We start from the raw sequence: 18,787 nt of genomic DNA, 5'->3' as shown, positions 1-18,787 counted from the left end.
GGGCCGGGGATGCGAAAGTGGAGGGGTGAGGAGCACAGAGCGCACGAACCGTCGGGTGGGGACGGTTCCCGAGGAAGCCGGGGCGGCGTACCGCCTCTTCGACGACATGCCCCTGGGCGTGTTCGTGCTTCGGGACGGCCTGCTCATCCACGCCAACGCGGCGATGTCCCGCCTGATGGGCGTTCCCCCGGAGCAGCTGGTGGGGAGGCCGGTGACGGCGCTCCTGGCGGAGCCGGGCCCGCTGGAGGACCCGGCGGACCGGCTGGCGCGGCGGCTGGGCTCGTCGCCGGTGGCGGGCACCTACGAGGCGTGGCTGCAGGTGGGCAGCGACGGGCTGCGCGTGGAGCTGACGGTGCACCCGAACGCGCGGGATTGGGTGGTGCAGGTGCGCGACGTCACCTCCCGCGTGCGGCGCAGAATGGTGCTGCGGCGGCTGGCGGAGCTGGGCAGCACGGTGCGCGCGCTCCATTCCGAGGACGCGGTGCGCGAGGAGGTGTTCCGGGGGCTGGAGGCGCTGGAGCTGGGCTTCGCGTGGCTGACACCCCGGGGCGTGGGCGTGGAGCTGTCCGTGGCGGGGCTGTCCCCCCGGCTGGTGCCGCACGCGCCGGCGCTGGGAGGCCGCGTGCGGGTGGAGGCCCCGGGCGGCTGGGCGCCCGCGCTGGTGCGCGTCTGGCGCGAGGGCGACGCGTGGGTGGAGGACCTGGGCGTGGAGGCGTCCCGCTTCGTGTCCGAGGCGCGCATGGACGCGGTGCTGGCGGTGTTCCGGCGCGTGGAGACGCACCGGGCGGTGGGCGTGCGCATCGACGTGGAGAACGCGCCCATGGCCATGCTGGTGCTGGCCGCGGACTGGCTCAGTGAAGAGGACGTGGCCGCGGTGCGCCTGTTCGGCCAGCAGGTGTCGTCCGCGCTGGACGCGGCGCGCACCATCCAGCGGCTGAGCGTGCGCGCGACGGCGCTCACCGCGCTGGGGCGGCTGGCGTCCCAGGCCGCGTCCGCGCCCCACCCGCGCGCCTTCTTCGGCTCCGGCACGGAGGAGATCTCCGGCCTCCTGGGCAGTGACGCCGTGTGCCTGCTGCTGCCCGCGGACGCGCGGCATGAGACGGGCGAGTCCCTGGAGCTCGTGTACGCGCGCGGCCTGTCCGAGGACGCGGTGGCGCGCGTGCGCCGCGCCCGGCTGGGGTCGCTGCCGCGTCCGGGCGGGATGCCGGACGCGGTGCAGGTGCTGGACGCGGAGGCGTGCCCCGCGCCCACGCGCGACGCGCTGCGGGCGCTGTCGTTCCAGACGCTGGTGTCGGTGCCGCTGCGGGTGCGCTCGCGCGGCGTGGGCACGTTGAGCGTGCTGTTCCACGCGCGCCGCCGGCTCACCGCGCTGGAGGTGGAGACGCTCCAGGCCATGGGCACGCACTTCGCGGCGGCCATCGAATCCCACCGCCTGCTGGACGAGGTGCGCGGCCGCGCGGAGGACCTGGCGCTGATGCACGAGGTGGGCAAGGCGCTGGCCGCCACGCTGGAGCTGGACCGGCTGCTGGCCACGGGCGTCACCAGCCTGGCGCGCATCGTGGACGTGCCGGACGCGTACGTGCTGTTGCCGGATGCGCAGGGCGAAAGGCTGGCCATCCGCGCGGCGACGGGCGGCCACCCGGAGCTGGTGGGACGCCAGGTGCCGCTGGACGCGGCGTCGAACTCGCTGGCGGCGCAGGTGTACCGCACGCGCCAGCCGCTGCGCATCGAGGACGCGCGGCTGGAGGTGAGGGCGGACGACGAGCTGCGCAGCGCCGCGGAGGCCCAGTCGTACATGGTGCTGCCGCTGACCGTGCACGACCAGATGGTGGGCGTGGCGGTGATGGTGGAGACGCGCCGGCCGCGCCGCTTCACGGCCGCGGAGCTGGAGCGCGCGGACGCCATCGCCAATCAGCTGTCGCTGGCGTTGGAGGGCGCGCGGCTGGTGGAGGACTTGAAGCAGAGCTACGCGGAGCTGGCGCGCGCGCAGGAGCAGCTGGTGAACCGCGAGCGCCTGGTGGCGCTGGGCGAGCTGTCCGCGGTGGTGGCCCACGAGGTGCGAAACCCCCTGGGCGCCATCTTCAACTCGGTGGCCACCATCCGCCGCATCATCGGCCCGGAGAGCCCGGCCATCCCGCTGGTGGACATCGTGGGAGAGGAAGCGGACCGGCTCAACCGCATCGTCGCGGACCTGCTCACCTTCGCGCGGCCTCCGTCGCCGCACCTGTATCCGGTGTCGGTGACGCAGCTGCTGGAGGAGGCGGTGAGCAGCGCGCTCTCCGACGTGGCCGGCACCGCGCCGTCCCAGGTGCGGGTGGAGTGGGTGATGGAGGAGGACGTGCCGGCGGTGACGGTGGACGAGCGGCTCATCCGCCAGTGCTTCCTCAACGTGGCGCTCAACGCCGTGCAGGCCATGGGGGCGCAGGGTGGCACGCTGCGCGTGGTGGCTCGCAAGGCGTGGATGGACCGGGCCGGCGTGCAGGTGGAGATCTGCGACACGGGGCCGGGCATCCCGGCGGAGCTGCGCGCGCGCGTCTTCGAGCCCTTCTTCACCACCAAGGCCCAGGGCACCGGCCTGGGGCTCGCGGTGGTGAAGCGCATCATCGACTCGCACGTGGGCCTGGTGTCGCTGGACACGCCGGAGACGGGCAAGGGCACCATCTTCCGCCTCTTCCTGCCGCTGGAGCCGCCGGTGGCGCCGCCCCTGCCGCTGACGGGCGCGTGACGGAAGACTGAACAGTCCGCGCTGGAAAATCCCCTTCGCGCGTCCAGGTCCGAGTCTGCTGGCGGCCTCGAGGATGCACTTCCCAGGGGCAGACGATGCGCGGGTCACAAGCCGTGGCAGGGATGGTGGCGTGGCTGTTCGGGATGGCGGGGTCCGCGCACGCGGCGGAGGACGCGCCTCGCGTGGAGCTGCGCGCGGTGGGAGAGCTGGGCTTCCTGGACGTGCTGGCGCACAGCCTGCGTCAGGGCAGCGACGGGACCATCTTCCGCTTCCCGGAGGACGGCGGGCAGGACAACCTCTACACGTTCGTGCGCCTGAGCGCGGAGCTGTCCCTGCACGGGCGGCACACGCTGGTGTTCCTGGTGCAGCCGCTGGACCTCCAGACGCAGGTCGTGCTGCGGCGGGACGTCACGATTGACGAGCTCACGTTCCCGGAGGGCACGAACCTGGACGTGCGCTACGCGTTCCCGTTCTACCGGGCCAGCTACCTCTATGACCTGCTCGGCGGTGCGGAGCGGGAGCTGTCCGTGGGCGCCTCGCTCCAGCTTCGCAACGCGACGTTCGTCTTCACCTCCGCGGACGGGACGCTGCGGCGCACCAGCCGGGACGTGGGGCCCGTGCCGCTGCTCAAGGTGCGCGTGCGCTGGCCGCTGGGGCCGAACTGGTGGGTGGGGCTGGAGGCGGATGGCAGCTACGCGCCGGCGGCCATCATCAACGGCGACAGCGACTCGGCCACGACGGGGGCGCTGCTGGACGCGAGCCTGCGCGGCGGCGTGCGCATCACCGACCAGGTCGACGTGTTCCTCAACCTGCGCTACCTGGGCGGCGGCGCGCGAGGCACGTCCGACGACAACGACGACGAGTTCGGCGACGGCTTCACGAGCAACTGGCTGAGCACCGCCACCGTGTCGCTGGGCGTCCAGTACCGGCTGCCGGCGCTGGACTGAAGGCGCGCGCGCTCAGCCGCCGCCTTCGCCGCCGTTGAGGAAGAGCCACATCACGCCGAAGCCCAGGGCACACGCCAGGGCCACCACCGCGAGCATGGCCCAGAAGCGGTACTGCCGCGGGATGGGCCACAGGCCGGCCAGCGGGTTGGCGCCACCCGCGGACTTCGCGGGCTTCTTCTTCTTGTTCTTGTCGCGCTTCCGGGCGGCGAGCTCTTCCTCGCGGCGCTTCAGCTCCGCCTGCCGGAGCGCCTCCGAGATGTCCATGTCGTAGCCCACGAGCGTTTCGCGCGTCTTGGTCCGCACCTGCATGGGGCGCGTCTCATGGGGCCGCTCGTTCACCACGGGGGCCTGGCGGCGCGGGGCCTCCTTGGGCGGGACGTAGGGGGTGGACTTCTCGTCGAGGTAGGCCGGCATGTTGCCCGTCGTCTGGGACAGGGCGCCGAAGATCTTCGCGGCCTCCAGGGCCTCGGTGGCCTCGCCCGCGCCCTGCGGCGCCCAGGGCACCGGCAGCTCGTCCTGGGACATGGGGCGGGTGGCGTCCGGGGGCACCTCCGCGGGGCGCGCCTTCGGAGCGGCGCCCACGGAGGTCTGCGGACGGGACTGCGGCGCGCGAGGCGCGGGGCTCGCCTTGGCGCGGCCGGGCTTGTCGACGTCGGTGCTCTCGTCGTCCGCGTCGTCGGGGCGCGCGGCGATGGGGGACGGGGCGGCGCCCTCGGTGGCGTCGTCCTCGCCGGAGCCCGGGGTCCAGCCGCCCTTGCCGGCGGCGGGAAGGCCGGTGGCGCTCTTGCGCGCGGGGCGCTCGTTGGTCGTGGAGTCCTCACTGCCTGCGCCGGGAGTCCAGCCCGGGCGCGAGGGGCGGTTCTGCATCGGTGAGTCCTCCGGGGCCGGGGGGGGCCCCTCACGGTGAGACGCTCGAAGCTGTGGAGCGGAGTCTTTCCCGTCCGCGTCCGGATTCCAATCCGGCCGGGACGGTTGTTCCGCCGGGGTGCGCTCGCCCGGGTCGGTGGTGTCCTCGGGGCCCGGGCCAGCCCTGGATTCCAAGGAGCCGGAGGCCTCCTGGGGGGTGGGCTCGTCCTCGCCCGGCCCGGGCGTCCAGTTCTCCTCGGGCGCGGACCCCGCCGGAGTCTGGGGAGGCAGCCCCGGCGTGGTGGGCTCCGCGGCGCCAATGCCTGGCAGCCAGGCATCCATGGTGATTTCGAGGTTGTGCAGCCGTGGCGGGGGCGCCTTGCGCGGGAGCCCCGGGTCCTCGCCGGACTCTCCCCGAGCCGCTGCCGCCGCGCGCAGGGCCTGCTCCACCTTCGCCGCGTCCAGCGCCTCGGTCCGCTCGCCCACGCCGGCGTACTCCGGCGGCAGTGGCTTCACGGAGCTCGGCGTCAGGGCTTCCAGGTCCGCGAGCGCGCTTTCTGGCGGCAGCGGCTGCGCGGCACCCTGCGTCCCGGCCTCCGGACCCGCACGCGCGCTCTGCGTTGCCATCGCGGCGTCCAGGGCTTCGGTCTCCGGTCCCGCGCTGGCCTGCTCCGCCTGCCGCAGCTTCGCCGCGTCCATCGCCTCCGTCGCGATGTCCTCCTGCGCGCGAAGCGCCTCCGCCTCCTCCACGGCACCCGGAGGCGCGAGCACGGACGGGAACTCCTGACGCGTGCTCGTGCGCCCGGGCTGCTCGCGCAACAGGTCATCCAGCATCTGCTGCTCGATGACCTTCTCGCGCGGGAAGGCCGCGGACATCAGCCGCACCAGGTCCTGGTCCGTCACGTTGGGCGCCAGCTTCTCCTTCAGCGCGCCCAGCGCCTCCGCCATGGCCGTCGCCGTGGGGAAGCGGTCGTTCGGCTCGGACGCCAGCGCTCGCGCCAGGAGCGCGTCCACCGCGCGCGGCAGGTCCGGGCGGTAGCGCCCCGCGGGCTCCCACTGCGGATAGGCCGCGCGCCGCCAGCGCTCCAGCGGATCACCCCGCTGCGACAGCGGCTTCCACGAGAACAACTCCCACAGCACCACGCCCACCGCGTACAGGTCCGCCCTGCGGTCCACCGTGCGCTTGCGGGCCTGCTCCGGCGCCATGTACGTGAGGTTGCCAATCACCACGCGCGGCGCCGTCTGCTGCTCCTTCAGCGTGGACTGCGCCGCGCCGAAGTCGATGATCTTCACCTCGCCCGCGTAGCTCACGCACACGTTCGCGGGAGACAGGTCGCGGTGCACCAGGTGCAGCGGGTGCCCTTCCTCATCCGTCGCGTCGTGCGCGTACGCCAGCCCCTCGCACAGCCGGATGCCCATCTGGAGCAGCGGCCCCAGGGGCATCATCCGCTGACGCTGCCGCAGGCGGTACGCGAGCCGGCTGAGCGTCTTGCCCAGCACGTACTCCATGGCGAGGAACAGCTGCCCGTCCACCTCGCCCATCGCGTACACGCGCGCGATGTTCGGGTGCGCCAGCCGCACCACCACGCGGGCCTCGTCGCGGAAGCGGCCCACGAACTGCCGGCTGTCCACCAGCCCCGGCAGCACCTTCTTCACCACCACCGCGCGCCCCACGCCCTCCTCGCGCGCGAGGAAGACCTCCCCCATCCCCCCGGCGCCAATGCGGCGCACGAGGGTGTAGGGGCCAAAGCGCACGGGCCCGCTCAGGGCCTCCGGTTCAACGGGCGTCGCCAAGCGCGCGGAACGCCTTGCGGGCCGCGGCGAGCACGTGCGCCACCTCCGGCTCGCCGATGGCCAGCGACACGAACGCCGCCTCGAACTGGCTGGGCGGCAGGTACACGCCTTCTTGCAGCATCGCGTGGAAGAAGCGCCCGAACTTCGCCGTGTCCGCCTTCTTCGCGGACGCGTAGTCGAACACCGGCTCCGCCGTGAAGAACACCGTGAGCATGCTGCCCACGCGGTTCACCGTCACCGGCACGCCCGCCGCCTTCGCCTCCGCGCGGAAGCCCTCCTCCAGCAGCAGGCCCAGGTGCTCCAGCCGCTGGTACGTCCCCGGCGCCGCCAGCGCCTTCACGCACGCCATGCCCGCCGCCACCGCCACCGGGTTCCCGGACAGCGTGCCGGACTGGTACACCGGCCCCTCTGGCGCCACCTTCGCCATGATGTCGCGCCGGCCGCCGTACGCGCCCAGTGGCATGCCGCCGCCCACCACCTTGGCCATGGTGGTCAGGTCCGGCTTGAGCCCGTACAGCTCCTGCGCGCCGCCGCGAGCGAGCCGGAAGCCCGTCATCACCTCGTCCAGCACGAAGAGCACGCCGTGCTTCTGGCAGAGCTTCTGAAGCCCCTCGAGGTAGCCGGGGCGCGGCACCAGCACGCCCATGTTGCCCACCACGGGCTCGATGATGGCGCAGGCGATGTCCCTGCCCTTCTCGTTGAAGATGCGCTCCACGGCCTCCAGGTCGTTGAAGGGCGCGGTGAGCGTGAGCGACGCCAGCGCGGCCGGCACGCCCGGCGAGTCCGGCAGGCCCAGCGTCTCCACGCCGCTGCCCGCCTTCACGAGGAACGGGTCACCCGCGCCGTGGAAGCAGCCCTCGAACTTGAGGATGTAGTCGCGGCCGGTGAAGCCGCGCGCCACGCGGATGGCGGCCACGGTGGCCTCGGTGCCCGAGGAGACCAGGCGCACCTTCTCCACGGACGGCACGGTGGCGCAGAGCAGCTCCGCGAACTCCACCTCGGAGGCGACGGGCGCACCGAACGTCGTGCCGCGACGGGCGGCCTCCAGGATGGCCTCGATGATGGGCGGGTACGCGTGGCCCAGGATGAGCGGGCCCCAGCTGCCCACGAGGTCCACGTAGCGGTTGCCGTCCACGTCGGTGAGCCACGCGCCGGAGCCCTCCTTGAAGAAGACGGGGTCGCCTCCCACGCCACGGAAGGCACGCACCGGAGAGTTCACGCCACCCGGGATGCGCGCCTGCGCACGGGCGAAGAGGGCCTGGCTTTGAGCGTGTTTCATGGCCGGTTCCATAACACGCGCCTTTACGCCCGTCCCTGCCCCGAGTGGCCCTCCGGTGTCACCTTTTCGCCCCCGAGCGGACGCCTGCCCGGCCGGTGGAGGGCACCCCCTCAAGGGGCTTCACACGTGGCTTCACCCGATGGACGCGGGCGGTTATAGCCACCGCATGCGCATCCTCCACACCATGCTCCGTGTCGGCGACCTGGAGAAGTCGCTCGACTTCTACACCCGCGTGCTCGGCATGACCCTGCTGCGCCGCCAGGACTACCCGGACGGCAAGTTCACCCTCGCCTTCGTGGGCTATGGCCCCGAGGACACCCACCCCGCCCTGGAGCTCACCCACAACTGGGACACGGCGAAGTACGAGCTGGGCAATGCCTACGGCCACATCGCCCTGGGCGTCAGCGACATCCACGCCACCGCCAATGCCATCCGCCAGGCCGGCGGCAAGGTCGTCCGCGAGCCCGGCCCCATGAAGCACGGCACCACCGTCATCGCCTTCGTGGAGGACCCGGACGGCTACAAGGTGGAGCTCATCCAGCAGAAGGCCTGACCCACCCCGGGCGCCCCAGGCAGGCAGGCGGACGGGAATTTAAGCGCGATGTTTCGCGCCTTCCGCTCGCCGTGCCCCCGGAGGGGGTGTAGAGAGGCCCGCGCGCGCAAAACGCAGCGAGGCCGCGCACCCTCCCCCTCTTCTTCCGAGGCCGTCATCATGGTGGAGAGTCCCCAGAGCCAGAACGCGCTGTCCCCCGACGAGCTTCACGAGGCGTGGGCCGTGCTCTCCGTGGACGAGCGCCTGGAGGGCTTCCGCCTGCTGCCCGCGGCGGTGGCGGACGACTTCTTCCTGGGCCTCACCGCGCGCGAACAGGGAGAGCTCATCCTCAGCCTCCCCCCGGCCGAGCGCCGCACCTGGGTCCGCCTGCTCCCCCCGGACGACCTGGCCGACCTGGTCCAGGCCGTGGAGCCGGAGCAGGTGGACGCCATCCTGTCCCAGCTGGACGACGCCAGCCGCCGCGAGGTGAACGTCCTGCTGGCGTACTCGGAGGACGACGCGGGTGGCCTCATGAACCCGCGCTTCGCCCGCGTGCGCCCGGACATGAGCATCGACGAGGCCATCGGGTACCTGCGCAAGCAGGCGCGCGAGAAGGTGGAGACCGTCTACTACGCCTACGTGCTGGACGCGGAGCAGCGCCTCCAGGGCGTGCTGTCGCTGCGCCAGCTCTTCCAGGCCGCGCCGGACAAGCGCGTGGCGGACGTGATGATTCGCGACGTCATCACCGTGGCGGAGAACACGGACCAGGAAGCGGTCAGCCGCACCTTCTCCGAGCACAGCTTCATGGCCATGCCCGTGGTGGACGAGCAGCGGCGCATGAAGGGCATCGTCACGGTGGACGACATCGTGGACGTGGTCCAGGAAGAGGCCACGGAGGACATCCAGAAGGTCGGCGGTATGGAGGCCCTGGACGCGCCCTACTTTGACGTGGGCTTCATGGCGATGCTCAAGAAGCGCGCCGGCTGGCTGATGGTGCTCTTCCTGGGGGAGATGCTCACCGCCACGGCCATGGGCTACTTCGAGCATGAGATTGCCCGCGCCGTCGTGCTGAGCCTCTTCATCCCGCTCATCATCAGCTCCGGCGGCAACTCCGGCAGCCAGGCCACCACGCTCATCATCCGGTCGCTGGCGCTGTCGGAGATGCGGCTGAAGGACTGGTGGCGCGTGGCCCGGCGGGAGCTGAGCACGGGCCTGGCGCTGGGCCTGGTACTGGGCGTGGTGGGCTTCCTGCGCGTGATTGCGTGGCAGGCGCTGTTCCACAGCTACGGCGAGCACGCGTTTCTCATTGGCCTGACGGTGGGCGTGTCCCTGGTGGGCGTGGTCATCTTCGGCACGCTGTCCGGTTCCATGCTGCCGTTCATCCTGCGGCGCGTGGGCTTCGACCCCGCGAGCGCGTCCGCGCCCTTCGTGGCCACGCTGGTGGACGTGTCCGGACTCGTCATCTACTTCACGGCCGCCAGCCTCTTCCTGAGCGGCACCCTGCTGTAGTCAGCGACGCTTGGGGGCACCATGATTCCCACCACCCGCCGCCGCATCCTCACCCTCGCGGCGCCCGAAGCCCCGCACGTCTCCGCCGCCAGCGGCCTGGTGCGCGCGGGGGACTGGCTCTACGTCGTCGCGGACGACGCGCTCCACCTGGCCGTGTTCCCCGCGGCCGGAGACGCGCCGGGCCACACCGTGCGCCTCTTTCCCGGGGAGCTTCCGGAGGGGCACGCGGAGCGCAAGGCGGCGAAGCCGGACCTGGAGGCGCTGTGCCGGCTGGGCCCCTCCACGTCCTTCGCGCACGGGGCGCTGCTGGCGCTGCCGTCCGGGTCCACGCCCGTGAGGCGCCGGGCGTCGGTGCTGCCGTTGAACGCGGACGGGACGCTCGCGGGGGCGCCGCGCACGGTGGACTGCACGTCGCTCTACGTGCAGCTGGAGCGCGAGCTGGTGGCGCTCAACATCGAAGGCGCGGCGGTGGCGGGCAAGCGGCTGCGGCTGCTCAACCGGGGCAACGGCGAGGGCGGCGTGGACGCGCTGGTGGACCTGGACCTGGACCGCGTGCTGGCCAGCCTGGACGTGGGCGTGATGGGGCCGGAGGCCGTGCGCACCGTGCGCCGGTGGGAGCTGGGTGAGGCCAACGGCGTCCGCCTGTCCTTCACGGACGCGTCGCCCCTGCCGGATGGGCGCGTGGTGTTCACCGCCACGGCGGAGGCGTCTCGCGACCGCGTGGCGGACGGGCCGTTGAAGGGCTCGGCGGTGGGCGTGCTCGCGCCGGATGGCACGCCCGTGTACCTGGACGCGGTGGACGCGCCCGTGAAGCTGGAGGGCGTGGACGCGCGCGTGGAGGGTGGCCGCGTCCACGTGCTGCTGGTGGCGGACGCGGACGACCCGTCGGTGCCCGCGCCACTGCTGGAAGCCGCGCTGCCCGTGCCGGGCTAGCCGCGCTTCACGACCAGCGGCCCGAAGGCCTGCACCACCGGCATCATGGAGATGACGTTGATGTTCACGTGCGCCGGGCGCGTGGCCACCCACCAGGCCGTGTCCGCGACGTCTTCCGGCGTGAGCGGCTGGGTCTTGTCGTAGAGCGCGGCGGCCTTCGCGTCGTCGCCCCGGAAGCGCACGCTGGAGAACTCCGTGCCGCCCAGCAGGCCCGGCTGGATGTCCGTGACGCGCACCGCGGTGCCGTGCAGGTCCGCGCGCAGGTTCAGCGTGAACTGATGCACGAACGCCTTCGTCGCGCCGTACACGTTGCCGCCGGGGTACGGGAACTCGCCCGCGATGGAGCCGATGTTGATGACGTGGCCCTTGTCGCGCGCCACCATGCCGGTGAGCGCTTCGCGCGTGCAGTACAGGAGGCCCTTCACGTTGGTGTCCACCACCACGTCCCAGTCCTCCAGCCGCGCGGACTGCGCGGGCTCCATCCCCAGCGCGAGCCCGGCGTTGTTCACCAGCACGTCCACCCGCGCGAAGTCCGCCGGCAGCGAGGCGAACGCCGCCTTCACCGCCGCCTTGTCCGTCACGTCCAGCGTCACCGGCAGCAGCCGCTCACCCAGCTCCGCCCGGAGCGCGTCCAGCCGGTCGCCGCGCCGTCCGGCGGCGATGACGCGCGCGCCCTCCTTCACGAAGCGGCGCGCGATGGCCTGCCCGATGCCCGCCGTGGCCCCTGTCACCAGCACGTTCATGTGAATGTCTCCTGCGGTCAGTCGCCGCGGTCGCGGGCGGCTTCCTCGGCGCTGCCACCCATGGCTTCCACGGAGGTGCGCGCCTGCTTGCTGCGGTCGAACGCCACCTCCTTCTTGCCAATGCCCTCCACCGTGAGGTTGGCCAGGCGGCGGCGTGCCCGGGTGATGGCGTCCTGCACCAGCGACGGGTCGGGGTGCGTCTTCAAGCACTCCACCCAGGTCTCGATGGCCTTCTCGTTGTCGCCCGCGTCCGCGCGCAGCTTGCCCATCTCGAAGAGGGCGTGCGGCGCCAGCTCCGAGTCCGGGAAGCGCGTGCGCAGGTCCGCGTACGTCTTCAGCGCTTCCTGGCGCTTGCCCTCCACCATGGCCAGCGCCTGCGCCTGGAGGAAGAGCGCGTCGTCCACGTACGGGCTGGTGGCGAAGCGGTCCGGCAGCTTCTTCGCCTCCAGCTCGCACTGCGGATAGTCCTGGAGCTCGAAGTACGTCTTGGCCACCTGGTACTGCAGCTCCGCGCTCTGCGGCGGGTTGCGGTGCAGCGCGGCGGTGAGCTGATCAATGGAGCCGCGCAGGTCGCGGTAGTGCACCCGCAACAGCTCCGCCAGGATGATGCGCGCCTCCAGCGACTCCGGCGCCTCCGGGCACTGCTGGATGAGCTGGCGGTAGACGCTCACCGCCTCCTTCACCTTGCGCTGCTCCAGCCAGTACACGTCGGCGGCGCCCTTGAGCGCCCGGGCGCGCATCACCAGCGCCTCCGGGGACTCGTCGCGCAAGAGCATCTCGTAGGCCTTGCGGTACTCCACCAGCGCCTCGTCCGGACGCTTCTCGAAGATGGCGTCGCGGGCGCGCTGCATGTGGTCCACCGGCTTGTCCCGGCACCCCGTGACGGCGAGCGCCCCCACCGCCAGGACACACGCCCAACGCGACAGCCTCCGCGTCATTGGCAGGACTCCGGGATGAGGCGCACGCAGCGCGTCTCGTCGCAGCGCACGCACTCGCGCTCCGAGGAGACGTCCGTCACGCACACCGAGACGCGCGACGTCCTGGGGCAGTCCTCGGACGTCACGCAACGGTAGAGGCCCCCGTCGGTCCGGGTGATTTCCACCGGCGTCGAGCCGCAGTTCTCCAGGTCGTTGCATCCCAGGAGCGCCGCCGCCGCGACTGCCATTGCTGCCACCAAGGCGCGTTGCACGGCCGTGGGTTCTAGCCAACTTCTGACTCCGGGTCACGAACCGTGCGCCTGCCCGGCCGCCCGTCGTGCTAGCCCTGTCGCGTCACGGATTTTCCCTCTTTCACTCCAGGAGTCCTGAACCATGAGCCTTCCCTCTCGTCCTCGCGCGGTGGTGACGGGCGCCGGCAGCGGCCTGGGCCGCGCGCTGTGTGAAGCCCTGGCGGCCCGTCAGGCGCGGGTGATGGTGTCGGACGTGAATCAGGCCAGCGCGGAGGAGACCGCCCGCCGCGTCACGGAGCTGGGCGGCGAGGCGCGCGTGCACCCGTGCGACGTGACGGACCCGGACGCGGTGGAGGCGCTGGCGCGCGCCACGGACGAGGCGTTTGGCGGCGTGGACCTGGTGGTGAACAACGCGGGCGTCGCCACCGGAGGCGCGGTGGGCACGCTGCCGTTGTCCGAGTGGAAGCGCGTGCTGGACGTGAACCTGTGGGGCGTCATCCACGGCTGCCACGCGTTCGTGCCGCGCCTGAAGAAGCAGGGAAGCGGGCACGTGCTCAACATCGCGTCCGCGGCGGGGCTCGTGTACGCGCCGAACCTGGCGGCGTACAACACGTCCAAGGCGGCCGTCGTCGCGCTGTCGGAGACGCTCTACGCGGAGCTGCGGCCCCTGGGGCTGGGCGTCACGGTGGCGTGCCCCACGTTCTTCCGCACCAACATCGCCTCCGCGGCCGCGCCCTACTCCGACCCGGAGACGCGCCGCATGAGCGTGAAGCTGGTGGACCAGTCGAAGATTGGTCCGGAGTGGGTCGCGGCGCGGCTGCTCAAGGCGGTGGACCAGAACGCGCCGCACGTGCTGCCCATGGCGGATGCGCGCTGGTTCTGGCGCCTGCGGCGGCTGGCGCCCGGCATCTTCCTCCGGGGCGTCATCGCGGTGGAGAAGCGCATGCGCGAGCGCACCGCGCGCCTCCCCGGCTAGGCACGAGGAAGCTTCAGTTGCTGCGCTGCTGCGCGGGCGCCTTGCCGGAGGTGAGCACGGCGGTGTCCACGGACGCCATCGAGTTGCGCTGCTTCACCATGCGCGCCTTCTGGTTCTGCTTGTCCTCGTGCTTGAGGATGGCGGCCATGTGGGCGTCAGCCACCTTGCACTGGATGGCGCTGACCTCCTGGTGACGCCGTCCCAGCTCGTTCCACATGGCGAGCCGGCCCTGGCTGCCCAGGAGCCGGTCCTCGACCGCGTCCAGGGCCTGGTCCATCTGCTTGCCCTCGGCCTCCAGGACCGCGAGCCGCGCTTCGGAGTCCTCCGGGGACTGCCCCCCACACCCGGTGGACACGGCGAGCCCCACCGTCGCTGCCAGTCCGAGCCACATCCGCCGCATCCCCACGTCGCCTCCCAGGTGTCTCGGGCCGCTCACCGGCCTTCAGGCAGCGCAAGGTAGGAACGGGCCCTGGGAGCGACAACCCGAACGCCAGCCAGGGAGGTAGGCGTTTCCAGGAGCGAACGTTTGGGCATCTTTCCCGTCCCACCGGTTTGACGGTGAGGCAGAAGGAGCCGCGCACTTCACGGCGCGGAGCGCGTCCGGTGCTTCAGGATGAACTCACACACCTCGCGCGCGGCGCCGAAGCCCGCGGCGCGCTGGGCCACGTAGTGCACCTGCGCGCGCACCTCGTCCGGCGCCTCCGGCACGGTGGCGGAGAAGCCCACCGCGTTGAGCAGCGGCAGGTCCACCACTTCGTCCCCCATGTAGCCGCAGTGCTCCGCGGACACGTTGAGGATGCCGAGCAGCTTCTCGAAGTGCGCCACCTTGTCCTGGCTGCCGAAGTGCACGTGGCGCAAGCCCAGCGACTGCATGCGCATCTGCGCGGAGAGGCTGTCGCCACCGGAGATGGCGGCCACCTCGATGCCCACCTCCTGCAGCCGCTTGATGCCCATGCCGTCGCGCACGCTGTACATCTGCGTCCAGCCGGAGTTGGGCACCCAGAAGATGCGGCCGTCGGTGAGCGTGCCGTCGATGTCGAAGATCATCACCGACAGGCGCGCCACGCGCGCCTTGAGCGACTCCAGGTCCTGGTTCACGCCGCGCCTCCCGCTACTTGGGCACGGCCTTGAGCGAGGCCTTGCCGTCCTTGATGACGACCTTGAACTCCACGGCCTTCGCGTTGTGCTGCTTGAGCAACTCCGGCACCTGCTTGCGCAGCGTGGCGGCCACGGACTCGTAGGACAGCTTGGACGTGTCCTCCTGGCAGCGGCGCTTCGCGGTGACGTACGCGTCGTACACCGCGCGCAGCTTGTCGTCGGACATGCCGCCACCGGGGCCCGCGGCCGCGGGACGGGGCGCCGCCGCCGGAGCCGCCGCCGGACGCGCGGGCTGGGGGGCCGCCGCCGGAGCCTTCGCGGCCATGCCCGGAGGCACCACCGCCGGACGCCCCGCCGCCGGAGTCCCACCCGGCGCCACCACCGGCGTCACCGAAGGCAGCTTCGACGCCCCCACCGCCGGGACGGGCGCGATGGACGGCAGCCCGCCCACGGGCGACACCGCCGGCACTCCCTGCTTCGGAGGCACCAGCCCCGCGGGCGTGCCCCGGGGCGCGCCCGCCGGCTGCGCCACCGCGGGAGTCCCACGGAAGGGCGTGCCGGCCGAAGGCTGCGGCTCCGCCAGATATTCCGCGGCGATCTTCGGCTCGTTGATGGGGCGCCGGCCGGCAAGTTCTTCGATCTCCTCGAAGTCCATGTCGTCGATTTCTTCGGGCAGCTCCACCACGCCCTTCTGGCCCGCGCTGGTGCCCGGCTTCTTCTCCGCGCGGCGGCGGGCCTTGGCCAGGTCGCGCCGGTAGGTGCCGGCTTCAATCTCCTGGAGCGTGCGCGTCCACAGCCGCTCGTAGGTGAGGAACTTGTTGTGCAGGCTCTGCACGCGGAACTTCACCGCCGTGCTGCGGACGAAGGCACCCTTGAGCTTGAGCATCCGCTTCTTCAGGTCCTCATGCGCGCGGATGGGCGCCTGGCGCTCCATGCCCATGAAGTACTGCTCGTAGTTGTTGCGCAGCTCCGCGATGGCCGCCTCCATCTCCTCACATTCGTGAAGGGCGGCTTCGCTGGAGGAACTGGCGTCCTGCGGCGCGGACCGGCCCCCACCTTTGGCGGAGGACCGGGCATTGTCGGGCGGCGGCATGTCCCCGGAGTGTCCCCAACCCGGGCGCGGCTCGCAACCTCATGCCGCTGACGGTGTAGGCCCCAGGCCAGCGGACTCACCCGCCGGTCGGTGGCGCGCCATCAGCAGCGCACCGAAGGTGAACATGCACAGGGAGATGAACTGGCTGGTGGACACGTTGTACCAGGCCTCCAGGGGCACCGCCCCGGCCAGCCCCTGGGCCCCCAGCGACTCCAGCAGGCCGTGCAGGGTGCCGCGCTCCACGTCACCCCGGAACAGCTCCACCGTGGTGCGCAGGCAGGCGTACGCCATCAGCCACAGGGCGAAGATGTGCCCGTGGAAGCGGCGGAAGCGGCGCACGTACAGGAGCACCACGAAGAGCACCAGCTGCCCCACCGACTCGAAGAGCTGCGTGGGGTACACCGGCAGCGTGGTGCCGTGCTGGGCCACCCAGTCGGAGATGCGCACCGCGCCCGGCGCCCACTCATGGAGCACCTGCCCGGTCGCCTCCACCACGAAGCGCTTGTCCCCGGCCTGCGAGCCATACGCCAGGCTGGACGCGCCCCCCAGCCGGCCAAACAGGTCCTGCGCCAGCCCGGAGCCCGGGAAGGTGACGCCCGTGGGCGAATGGCTCCCCGCCATGTCGCCCCAGCAACACCCGGCGGAGAAGCACCCCAGGCGCCCCAGGCACTGCCCCAGCGACACGGTGGGGATGCACACGTCGGCGAGCCGCAGGAAGTCCAGGCCGTGCTTGCGCGCGAAGAGGAACGCCGCCAGCCCCGCGCCCATCAGGCCGCCGTAGAACACCAGCCCGCCGCCCAGGGAGAAGGCCTGCGTCCAGTCGCGCGCGTAGTCCTGCCAGTTCACCAGCACGAACAGCACGCGGCTGCCCACGAGCCCGCCCACCAGCACCCAGAACGCCAGGTCCATCACCTGCTCGCGCTTCCTGGGCCCCTCCGTGTCCACCTGGCCCTGGCCCTCCACCAGGGTCACCCGGCGCCACTCGTCCTGCGCCAGCCGGCCCGCCACCGCCACCGCCGTGCTGAAGCCCAGCGCCAGCAGCAGGCCGTAGGTGTGCAGCGGGATGCCCTCGCCCTTGCCGCCGGGGAAGGCGTCCGCGGGCAGCGCGTACTTCAGGCCGAAGTACGCGAGGAAGCCGCCCACCACCGCGAACCCCACCGCGCGCCAGAGCTTGTCTTGAAACGGCGCGGAGCCCTCCTTGCCCGTGCGCGGATCCACCGGCCCCAGCGTGCCCTTCCAGCCGTTGACGGCGACGGAGGCCACCACTCCCACCGCGGCGGCGTACAGCAACAGCTGCATCCACAGCGTGGTGAAGGACAGGCGCAGCAGGACGGGCAGCATGGGGGAGACCTCCAGGCTTTCACGAAGCCTTCGCGGGGGCGGAAGCCTCGGGCTTCTCCTTGCGAACGAAGGCATCCACCACGAGCATGCCCACGCCGATGCAGATGGCCATGTCCGCGACGTTGAACGACGGCCAGGCGGCCTTGTCGTACCAATGGGCCTCCAGGAAATCGATGACGAAGGCCCGCGCCACGCGGTCGATGTAGTTGCCCAGCGCGCCGCCCAGCACCAGCGGCAGGCCCCACAGCGCCCACACCTCCGCGGGGTCCGTGCCGGACAGCTTCCGGAAGTAGAAGACGATGAGCAGCACCGCGCCCACGCTCACCAGGTGGAAGAGCGGGCCGCGCACGTTCGGGGGCAGGTTCCTGAACATGCCCCACGCCGCGCCCGGGTTCTCCGCGTAGCGCAGGCGGAAGAAGTTCTCCGCCACCTCCACGTGCGTCTTCGGCTGGAAGTGCAGGCCCCGGTAGCCCGGCTCCTGCGCGGGCGAATAGAACTCGCCCAGGCGCTCCGACAGCGTGGTGGCTCCGTCGAACCGGGTGGTGAGGTCGCGCACGACCAGGTACTTCGTCCACTGGTCCAGCACGATGACGCCCAGCGTGAGGGCGAGGAGGATGGCGTATTTGCGCGGCACGGGAGGGGCTTATATCAGCCCACCCCCGCGCGTCACGGCTGGGGGCTCGTGCCCTGGGGCAGCGGCTGGGTGGCCACGGGCTCCGGCCGGCGCAGCGAGTCCAGCAGCATCAGCGCCACGCCCACGCAGATGGCCGCGTCCGCCACGTTGAACGTGGGCCAGCGCATGCCCGGCTGGTTGCGCCAGTGCCAGTCGATGAAGTCGATGACGTAGCCCCGGATGAGCCGGTCCACGAAGTTGCCCAGCGCGCCGCCGGTGATGAGCGCCAGCGCCACGCGCACCAGTTTCTGCGACGGCTCCGTCTTGCGGTACAGCATCAGGATGAAGCCCAGCGCCGCCAGGCTCACCACGTGGAAGAACGCCTTGCGCGCGGTGTCCGGCAGGTTGGAGAACATGCCCCACGCCGCGCCCGGGTTCTCCACGTAGCGGAAGTGCCAGTAGTCCTCGATGAAGCGGTACGGCCGCGTGTTCTTGCGGAACACGCCCTCCACCGGAGGGTCGTTGTCCAGGTTCTGCTCGCTCAGGAAGCCGGACACGCGGGCCATGCCCTCGCGCCCATCCAGCGCTTCCGTCAGCCGGGACACGGCCAGGTACTTGGTCACCTGATCCGCCGCCAGCACGGCGAGGACCACCACGAGGAGGAGGCGGAGGGAGGCTTTCATGCGGTGCCCGAACCTCTATCGCGCCCCCGGGAGCCCTGACAACCCGGACCCGGGCCGCGAGCCGCCAGCCCGCCTGCCCTCTCAACTCCCATGGTCCGCCCGTTTCGGGCATGGTGCGCCCATGGCGCCTGTTGAGCCCGACGTGAAGCCTTCCACTCCCGACATTGCCCCACCCGGAACCACCACGCCCCCCGCGGCGAAGCCGTCGTTGATGGCGCGCTTCAAGACGCTGCTGGTGGAGTACGGCCCGCTGGCCATCGCGGTGAACTACCTCATCTTCGGCCTGGTCATCGTGGGCTTCTGGGCGGCCATCCGGGCCGGCTTCCAGCCGGAAGGCACGGGCGCGAACGTGGGCGCGTGGGGCGCGGCGTACATCGCGTCGCAGGCGGTGAAGCCGATACGGCTGGCGGCGGTGTTCGTGCTGACGCCGCTCATCGCGCGCATCCCGCCGGTGGGGCGCTTCATCGAGAAGAACAAGCACAAGTGGAGCTTCTGAAACGGCACGGG

18 protein-coding genes are annotated in these 18,787 nt (G+C 71.8%); 7 read left to right on the top strand and 11 right to left on the bottom strand.

The window, feature by feature from the left end; all coding sequences use genetic code 11:
- Positions 1-55: 55 nt before the first annotated feature.
- Together D7X96_RS17710 and D7X96_RS17705 are read left to right on the top strand one after the other, a co-directional pair.
- On the top strand, positions 56-2,725 hold the full coding sequence (locus D7X96_RS17710) for an ATP-binding protein (protein WP_244219623.1): 2,670 nt from the start codon (positions 56-58) through the stop codon (positions 2,723-2,725).
- A gap of 95 nt (positions 2,726-2,820) precedes the next feature.
- On the top strand, positions 2,821-3,672 hold the full coding sequence (locus D7X96_RS17705) for an outer membrane protein (protein WP_233610293.1): 852 nt from the start codon (positions 2,821-2,823) through the stop codon (positions 3,670-3,672).
- A gap of 12 nt (positions 3,673-3,684) precedes the next feature.
- Here D7X96_RS17705 and D7X96_RS40465 read toward each other — a convergent pair whose 3' ends face one another.
- Both D7X96_RS40465 and hemL read right to left on the bottom strand, forming a co-directional pair.
- Complete coding sequence (locus D7X96_RS40465; protein ID WP_208647332.1) at positions 3,685-6,312, bottom strand: serine/threonine protein kinase; 2,628 nt, start codon at positions 6,310-6,312, stop codon at positions 3,685-3,687.
- Entirely contained in the window at positions 6,296-7,591 is a 1,296-nt protein-coding gene (hemL, locus tag D7X96_RS17695) for a glutamate-1-semialdehyde 2,1-aminomutase (protein ID WP_120550540.1), read from the bottom strand. The genes D7X96_RS40465 and hemL overlap by 17 nt, the downstream gene beginning before the upstream one ends.
- Before the next feature lie 166 nt (positions 7,592-7,757).
- On the opposite strand from hemL, the gene gloA reads away from it, so the two are divergent.
- From gloA to D7X96_RS17680, 3 genes are all read left to right on the top strand, one after another.
- Positions 7,758-8,144 (top strand): lactoylglutathione lyase, encoded by a 387-nt coding sequence (gene gloA, locus D7X96_RS17690; protein ID WP_120550539.1) that lies wholly within the window; start codon positions 7,758-7,760, stop codon positions 8,142-8,144.
- A 159-nt stretch (positions 8,145-8,303) separates the two neighbouring features.
- Positions 8,304-9,632, top strand: coding sequence for a magnesium transporter (gene mgtE / locus D7X96_RS17685; RefSeq protein ID WP_121770255.1), 1,329 nt, complete (start codon positions 8,304-8,306; stop codon positions 9,630-9,632).
- Between the two features lie 21 nt (positions 9,633-9,653).
- The gene (locus tag D7X96_RS17680; protein WP_120550537.1) at positions 9,654-10,565 is read left to right on the top strand and encodes a DUF6929 family protein; all 912 of its coding nucleotides are present in this window, start codon (positions 9,654-9,656) and stop codon (positions 10,563-10,565) included.
- On the opposite strand, the gene D7X96_RS17675 is transcribed toward D7X96_RS17680, so the two are convergent.
- The 3 genes from D7X96_RS17675 to D7X96_RS17665 are packed head-to-tail and all read right to left on the bottom strand — an operon-like array spanning position 10,562 to position 12,473.
- A complete protein-coding gene (locus D7X96_RS17675) occupies positions 10,562-11,308 on the bottom strand; it encodes an SDR family NAD(P)-dependent oxidoreductase (protein WP_121722991.1) in 747 nt (248 codons plus the stop codon). The two genes, D7X96_RS17680 and D7X96_RS17675, sit on opposite strands and share 4 nt — an antisense overlap.
- A 17-nt stretch (positions 11,309-11,325) precedes the next feature.
- Complete coding sequence (locus D7X96_RS17670; RefSeq protein ID WP_120550535.1) at positions 11,326-12,246, bottom strand: tetratricopeptide repeat protein; 921 nt, start codon at positions 12,244-12,246, stop codon at positions 11,326-11,328.
- The gene (locus tag D7X96_RS17665) at positions 12,243-12,473 is read right to left on the bottom strand and encodes a hypothetical protein (RefSeq protein WP_199746924.1); all 231 of its coding nucleotides are present in this window, start codon (positions 12,471-12,473) and stop codon (positions 12,243-12,245) included. Before D7X96_RS17665 ends, D7X96_RS17670 begins: the two co-directional genes overlap by 4 nt.
- A 145-nt stretch (positions 12,474-12,618) precedes the next feature.
- On the opposite strand from D7X96_RS17665, the gene D7X96_RS17660 reads away from it, so the two are divergent.
- Complete coding sequence (locus tag D7X96_RS17660; protein WP_120550534.1) at positions 12,619-13,452, top strand: SDR family NAD(P)-dependent oxidoreductase; 834 nt, start codon at positions 12,619-12,621, stop codon at positions 13,450-13,452.
- A 13-nt stretch (positions 13,453-13,465) separates the two neighbouring features.
- Here the strand turns inward: D7X96_RS17660 and D7X96_RS17655 are convergent, their stop codons facing one another.
- The 6 genes from D7X96_RS17655 to lspA (D7X96_RS17630) form a co-directional block, all read right to left on the bottom strand.
- Positions 13,466-13,843 (bottom strand): hypothetical protein, encoded by a 378-nt coding sequence (locus D7X96_RS17655; RefSeq protein ID WP_306449829.1) that lies wholly within the window; start codon positions 13,841-13,843, stop codon positions 13,466-13,468.
- A 191-nt stretch (positions 13,844-14,034) separates the two neighbouring features.
- Positions 14,035-14,550, bottom strand: coding sequence for a KdsC family phosphatase (locus D7X96_RS17650; RefSeq protein ID WP_121722994.1), 516 nt, complete (start codon positions 14,548-14,550; stop codon positions 14,035-14,037).
- Positions 14,551-14,563: 13 nt separating this feature from the next.
- Entirely contained in the window at positions 14,564-15,643 is a 1,080-nt protein-coding gene (locus D7X96_RS17645) for an MXAN_5187 C-terminal domain-containing protein (protein WP_121770254.1), read from the bottom strand.
- Between the two features lie 39 nt (positions 15,644-15,682).
- The gene (locus tag D7X96_RS17640) at positions 15,683-16,984 is read right to left on the bottom strand and encodes a prolipoprotein diacylglyceryl transferase (protein ID WP_121770253.1); all 1,302 of its coding nucleotides are present in this window, start codon (positions 16,982-16,984) and stop codon (positions 15,683-15,685) included.
- 19 nt (positions 16,985-17,003) lie between these two features.
- Positions 17,004-17,618 (bottom strand): signal peptidase II, encoded by a 615-nt coding sequence (gene lspA, locus D7X96_RS17635; protein ID WP_121722997.1) that lies wholly within the window; start codon positions 17,616-17,618, stop codon positions 17,004-17,006.
- A 32-nt stretch (positions 17,619-17,650) separates the two neighbouring features.
- Complete coding sequence (gene lspA / locus D7X96_RS17630; protein WP_120550528.1) at positions 17,651-18,280, bottom strand: signal peptidase II; 630 nt, start codon at positions 18,278-18,280, stop codon at positions 17,651-17,653.
- Positions 18,281-18,422: 142 nt separating this feature from the next.
- Here lspA (D7X96_RS17630) and D7X96_RS17625 point away from each other — a divergent pair, with 142 nt between their 5' ends.
- Positions 18,423-18,776 (top strand): FAM210 family protein, encoded by a 354-nt coding sequence (locus D7X96_RS17625; RefSeq protein WP_120550527.1) that lies wholly within the window; start codon positions 18,423-18,425, stop codon positions 18,774-18,776.
- Positions 18,777-18,787 lie beyond the last annotated feature (11 nt).

It is taken from the genome of Corallococcus interemptor, assembly GCF_003668875.1.
GTDB lineage: Bacteria > Myxococcota > Myxococcia > Myxococcales > Myxococcaceae > Corallococcus > Corallococcus interemptor.
Note: the sequence above shows the minus strand (reverse complement) of the source record. Positions and strands in the feature narration are given on the sequence as shown.